The 2047-nt window shown below is 35.2% G+C and carries 4 protein-coding genes and 1 pseudogene; all 5 read right to left on the bottom strand.

Annotated elements, in window-relative coordinates; genetic code table 11:
• Positions 1–376 (bottom strand): annotated as a pseudogene (locus tag J502_RS15895) (hypothetical protein); the annotation flags it as partial.
• Between the two features lie 43 nt (positions 377–419).
• Positions 420–698, bottom strand: a complete 279-nt coding sequence (locus tag J502_RS15890; RefSeq protein ID WP_034684572.1) for a hypothetical protein — start codon at positions 696–698, stop codon at positions 420–422.
• Positions 682–1191, bottom strand: a complete 510-nt coding sequence (locus tag J502_RS16410; RefSeq protein WP_052026704.1) for a type II toxin-antitoxin system HicB family antitoxin — start codon at positions 1189–1191, stop codon at positions 682–684. The genes J502_RS15890 and J502_RS16410 overlap by 17 nt, the downstream gene beginning before the upstream one ends.
• A gap of 3 nt (positions 1192–1194) precedes the next feature.
• Positions 1195–1470 (bottom strand): type II toxin-antitoxin system HicA family toxin, encoded by a 276-nt coding sequence (locus J502_RS15880; protein ID WP_034684576.1) that lies wholly within the window; start codon positions 1468–1470, stop codon positions 1195–1197.
• A gap of 202 nt (positions 1471–1672) precedes the next feature.
• The gene (locus J502_RS15875; RefSeq protein WP_034684578.1) at positions 1673–1891 is read right to left on the bottom strand and encodes a hypothetical protein; all 219 of its coding nucleotides are present in this window, start codon (positions 1889–1891) and stop codon (positions 1673–1675) included.
• Positions 1892–2047: the final 156 nt, after the last annotated feature.

Raw genomic sequence — 2047 nt, 5'->3', positions numbered from 1 at the left:
AATGGTCCAGCTTCGTTGATCTTGTAACGGCTAGCTGATTCCAAACGTACAACGTTATAACCCATCTCTTCAGCATGATCATAACGATCCATGCTCCAAGCCTTATTGCTCAGTTTTCCCTTACGTCCACCAGACCAAGGCCCGCCTGCTATTTCAATTAAGATCCTGTGTTCGATCAAATGAAAGTCGAAACGCCAGTGCTTGGTAGATTTAAAGTGAAAGCATTTTCAAATTTGATTTCTAAAATATCCAGAATCCGCTCTAGTTCTTCTTGGGCTTCGAGATATTTTTGAGTTGCCTTAGGTAATGGCTTTGCTCTTGGTACCTTTTTTAATGGCTTCTTTTTGGTTAGAGCTTTGTATTGATCTATATCCATAATCATTACCCAATAAAAAACCTCCCGGAGGAGGTTATAAGCGTCAATCAGTTTTCTTGGTTTTTCGTTTGGGCCGAGGGTTCACTTCGCCTGCATCAACGCATAAGGAGTTATTCGAATTCTCAACTTTCTCGATCCCTATGCTTTTGATACCAACTTTAACTGCTGGCATACGCTCACCCTCATTAAATTCGTCTACACCAGCTCCAAACGCTAGTTCCATTTTTGGAACATATAAGCCTTCATGAATTCCTTTATCTTTAATTATTAAAATTGCTATATCTTTAATTGATAGAGAATCATTCTTAGCAGAATGTGACATCTTTCTCTCCTTTGTGCTCAACCTTGTAAGTACTCTCTATAAATTCAGAGGTAGAAAACGTTTTAAATGTATTTTTACCTGCAATAAACTCTAAGTACTCAAACTTTTGATGCAAAATTGAATCAATTCTTCGGAGCTGACTTGAGCCATTCTCTACAAAATCAACATGGTTTTTTATTGCCGATACAATAAAATCATTCATCGATTGCTTCTCTTTCTTAGAAAGAATAGCTACTTTTTTATGAAGTTCAGGATCAAATCTAACGGCAGTTTTTCCACTAAATGATGGATTCGGATCTTTATTGATTTCTTCACAGAACTCGATATAAGAATCAACAGCTTCTTCAAAAGCTGCCTGTATGCCTTTAATTGTTTCGGAATCATATCCTACTGAATCATCAATAAATAAAATTTTTCCGAAAATCAATCCGTCTTCAATACTAACTTCATAAGAACCATAATATCCTTTATAAGTTAATAAATTCTCAGACATTCATTAATCCTCTTTAGGTGACATATATAAAGCTTCATATCGTTCGATAGCTTCCAAAGCTTGATTTATATGCCCACCTTTTAACGTGTTGTTAGGGTGAGGTTTAGAGGTCATGATTACATGTTTATCACAACCTACAAATCTGCAATGCGATGAACCAGTTTTCGTGCGAAGCTCATACCCGTAATGACCAAGTAGTGTAACCAGATCATCCCATGTATAGTCCTTTGGCATAGGTTTACGGCGAAGCTTTTCTAGTAGTTTTTGATGTTTAGACAAGAAAACATCTCCTAACAAAATTCAAGTTTTCTCGCTAAAGTGCCACCAATATTTGGTAGCATATATACATATTAATTACTCTATATTCTAATATCAAGTAATTGCCTATTTATTTATGTATAGCTCATACAAACAATCTACAATTAATGGCTTCTTTCACTCATAAAAAACCACCCGAAGGTGGCCTAAATGTATTGCTCAATTATTGGGGAGTAATAATAGCGACAAATAGATTATTCTCTTCTTCCCAATCAAAATCATAACCTCTGGTTCTGTAATACTCTTCAAGCTTTTCAATTGCTCCGGGTTCAATACTTGAGTATCTCTCTTCCTGCCTTACTATTGAGCCACCGCTTTTTTCTAGCTTTTGATTAATACAGGAGACTAATTCTTCAAATGTAGCTTTATAAGTAAAAACCATTACTAGCTCTCAAATTCTCACTTAAATAGTATTTATATCAAACTTATAATGTAATAAGTATAGTTTGACTGTTTAGCTTATCCGGATACTTATTGGCAGAGTAAAGATATTCCTGGTGCTTCTTGTTTATTTAAGAGTTTTTCAAAAAAGAAACCC

Source organism: Acinetobacter sp. 1294596 (genome assembly GCF_000582925.1).
GTDB classification, from domain to species: Bacteria; Pseudomonadota; Gammaproteobacteria; order Pseudomonadales; family Moraxellaceae; genus Acinetobacter; species Acinetobacter radioresistens.
Note: the sequence above shows the minus strand (reverse complement) of the source record. Positions and strands in the feature narration are given on the sequence as shown.